The 3,299-nt window shown below is 46.9% G+C and carries 4 protein-coding genes; 1 reads left to right on the top strand and 3 read right to left on the bottom strand.

What is annotated here, in order from left to right:
• Positions 1-356: 356 nt before the first annotated feature.
• Entirely contained in the window at positions 357-1,211 is an 855-nt protein-coding gene (locus tag L691_RS0123795) for a gamma-glutamylcyclotransferase (protein WP_025692774.1), read from the bottom strand.
• Positions 1,212-1,376: 165 nt separating this feature from the next.
• Between L691_RS0123795 and L691_RS31545 the strand changes: the two genes are divergently transcribed.
• Positions 1,377-1,505 (top strand): DUF4023 domain-containing protein, encoded by a 129-nt coding sequence (locus L691_RS31545; protein WP_084654428.1) that lies wholly within the window; start codon positions 1,377-1,379, stop codon positions 1,503-1,505.
• A gap of 225 nt (positions 1,506-1,730) precedes the next feature.
• On the opposite strand, the gene L691_RS0123785 is transcribed toward L691_RS31545, so the two are convergent.
• On the bottom strand, positions 1,731-3,017 hold the full coding sequence (locus tag L691_RS0123785) for a 4Fe-4S binding protein (protein ID WP_025692773.1): 1,287 nt from the start codon (positions 3,015-3,017) through the stop codon (positions 1,731-1,733).
• A gap of 12 nt (positions 3,018-3,029) precedes the next feature.
• The coding region (locus L691_RS0123780) for a DUF2000 domain-containing protein (RefSeq protein WP_025692772.1) at positions 3,030-3,299 on the bottom strand (270 nt) is incomplete at its 5' end.

The following is a 3,299-nucleotide window of genomic DNA, read 5'->3' as shown; positions in this document are numbered from 1 at the left end:
ATTTTGAAACATCTGACGAGAATTTGCATTCTCATAATGGCATTTCAAAAGCGTGAAACACGCTGTGAAATCCATCTTTTTTTTTGGAACTCGCTAAGCGAATTCCCACTCACTCGTTGTTCAGTTTTCAAAGATCAAACTTGTTTGCCGCCGTTCAACTTTTCCTCAGCAGCAACTTTTATAATATATCACATCCAGACCGTTTAATGCAAGCTCTTTTTTGAAATTTCTTTCGAACCAGAACTCGTATTTCTTGGCCGGAATTAGAATATACCATGAACACAAAAGAAGCGCAAGTATTATTTTGCGAAATGTATTGTTTTTTATTCTCGAATAGGAAATATCTTTTACCCGCCTTATTCAGCAAGCCGGAATCCGTACTCCTTCCAGACGCGCTCCTCCAATTCCGCATAATACTCTGCTGACACGATCGGCCGCGCTCCACGCAAAATCTCCTGGAGATAATGCCCTGGCGGAGACAGCTCGGAGCTTTTGTCCACAACCACGAACGTTACCGCATCCTGCATGCTGCCGTCAGCGCATTGAACAGGGACAACTGCAGGACGATATTTCCCGCTGTGCACACCTTCCCGAAGATATAAATAACCGTCAAGACATTCAGCAGGTATATAGTAAAGCTTCCCCTCCGTCCTGCCTCCGGTCTCGACAAGATCGGCACGTCCGCCATCCTCGGCCCAATACGTAAATTGGAGATTAAACCCCTCGGCAGCTCCGCATCCTCTCACATCAGCGAACCATTCGTCAGCTCCGGCGAGCGTAATCCTCTCCATATCCATACAGCTTCCATAGGCAAAATAAAGCACATTCGGGTTCTGCCTTAGCAAATGCAGCTTCCAATCCCCTTGAGCAATCACATCATGCTTTCGCTCCCCGTATACATACACCCACGCTTCCCGCTTTCCGCTGTCGGTCATCACTTCCGTTCTGATCCGCTCATATTCATTCGCCGGATTCCCGGGACCGTGAAAGTCCTCCAATTCGTCCAACCGGGTCAGCATCTCCAGCGTCACTTCGTACAGCTCGCCAGCCACGATGCCGGAGCCTTCTTCCACCATAGCCGGATAGCCGCGCTGCGTATCCATCAAACTCCCCCGGGTCCACGCCATGAGCGCAACCGGCCGGGCATTTTCCATTAGATGATGATTTTCTTCTCCCTGCCGTAATGTTCCATAGACAAAAACAAGTTCCATGTCGTTTGCTCCTTTTGCTCAGCGTGCGTTCATTATTTTCACTCTATCATACAAGGCGAATGAACTGAACAGCATATCGTCTTGCCGAACGAGGAAGCGGAGTACATGGTTTGCAAGCAAACGGGTTACATTAATACCAAGCTCATAGCCTGAAGGAGGAGAACCATGGAAAGCACTAATGAATTTGTGAAAAAATTGCATGATACGCAGAAGAAAGACGAAAAAAATAAGCACCACGGCAAAGGGAACGCCGGATTCAAACTGCAGAATAAGCAGCACAGTACGAATAAATGACATTCGATTATTGATTTCGCTCGGAATTGTAATAGGGGATCGAGTACCTAAAATCGGCCTTTGCGATCCGCAGCCGAATTTCGGGGTGGGTATCACCGCCGTTCAACATTACTCTGATTAACACACAAATGACCCACAAGAGAGTCACTTTTTCAAAGTGTCCACTTCTTATGGGTCACAGTTCACTTTTCAGACGCAGAGAATGATAGCTTTTCGCGGGTTCATCTATAAAATATAATCAAAGAAACGAGAGTCTAGTTGGGACTTGATCATTTGCTGCTTTTGCGGCTCTAGTGTATGAATCGTACGGAGAACTTCATTAAAAAACGGATTACCCCACTGTTCCCCATTTTCCAATAACATTTCCGCAAACTTGCCTCTTTCAATAGCCCGATGAATAAGCAGTTCAACCGCATGTTCCGGTACGAACGTCCTATTTCCCCTTCTTGTCAGTTCTAATGCTTTTTTGTTGCAGGTTGAGACGCAAACCCCGCATCCAATGCAGCGCTCCTCATCAATGATAATTTGATGAAACGGCTGACTGTCCGATTTTCGTACTAAGGTAATGGCTTGAACCGGACATTTCTTAACGCAGCGCTGACAACCCACGCAGTTATGTTGGCTTTGGTAGGGCAAGAAATTACTCGGATTAACAGCGGGAAATCCCCAATTCCGTATGGCCTTCATCATGCCACAGCAACAGGAGCAGCAATTGCACATCCATGCGGGTTTTTGCTTAACATTATCGACGACGTGAACCAACCCATACTCCCGGCTCTTCCTCAGAATTTCCAAAGCTTCCGAGGTATCGATTGCTCTGCCGTAGTTCCTTCGGATTACGAATTCCCCGTATTCATTCAGTGAAAGGCAAACTTCCATAGGAGCCGAGCAGTTTTTTCCAAGGTGCTCCGCAGTATGCCTGCAGTAGCACTGGGACACCGCGATATGTTTGGCTTCTTTTATAACAGTAACAGCTTTTTCCCAGTCATATATTTCAGGCATGGAATCGGGGTCCAAAAAGGACTCATACACCAATGCTCTGCCAAGCGCCGTTTTTCCGGAACCATGAACCTCGCGCACAAAAATATCGCTATTACCGGCATAGGCGGAAACAGCCATAGCCAACTCTTTTTTCGAAACGTTCTCTTTTCCGATCTTCATCATCGTGAGTTCGAAAAAACCGACAACCGGCGGGGAGAGGGAGTAGAAGATTTCCTGTGTTTGGGGATTTCGAAGATCCATCACAATTCCCTTGTCCGCCATCTGATCGAGCAAAACCTTTATTTCCTCTTGAGACATGCCGCAACGGCGGGAGATCTCCTCTAACGAAGCGGGAAAGACTGGAAGCTTAGCTCCAATGGCCGCTTCTTGGGGAGTGTACAGGAGTTCAAGGATCGTGTGCCAGCCATCCCAGGAGTTTTGTTCTTGAGGTTCCGGAAGGCCAACAACATTAGCATTTAATCTTTTTGCCAAATCCCCGAACTCTTTCTTCATATTATTGATATGTCCCATTCCCGGCTCCTCTCAACGCAGCAGGCCGATGCTGCCGGTTAAGTGTTTTATTTTTTTCTCAGGTCCATATAAGGCGCATCCCAAATACTCGATATCTTCCCCAGGTGTTTCTTGAAGCTTGTGGGTATACGTGGTATAGTCCAATGATTTCTGGGCGATTTGACTGAAGTCTACAAAGATCAGATCGGCGAACTCCTCACCATTCAGCTTTTCCCGGATAATCTTGAGCTGCTCCTTTGTACCGCCAAGTATGGGAATGCTCTTGGATGTAATCCCCCGATG

This window comes from Paenibacillus zanthoxyli JH29, from assembly GCF_000520715.1.
In the GTDB taxonomy this organism is placed as follows: Bacteria; Bacillota; Bacilli; order Paenibacillales; family Paenibacillaceae; genus Paenibacillus_AQ; species Paenibacillus_AQ zanthoxyli.
The sequence above is the reverse complement of the archived record's forward strand: the minus strand, read 5'-3'. Positions and strand labels throughout refer to the sequence as shown.

Coding starts and splice junctions, on each gene's coding strand:
- L691_RS0123795 (WP_025692774.1), bottom strand. CDS start 1,211: ATGGAACTTGTTTTTGTCTATGGAACATTACGGCAGGGAGAAGAAAAT.
- L691_RS0123785 (WP_025692773.1), bottom strand. CDS start 3,017: ATGGGACATATCAATAATATGAAGAAAGAGTTCGGGGATTTGGCAAAA.
- L691_RS31545 (WP_084654428.1), top strand. CDS start 1,377: ATGGAAAGCACTAATGAATTTGTGAAAAAATTGCATGATACGCAGAAG.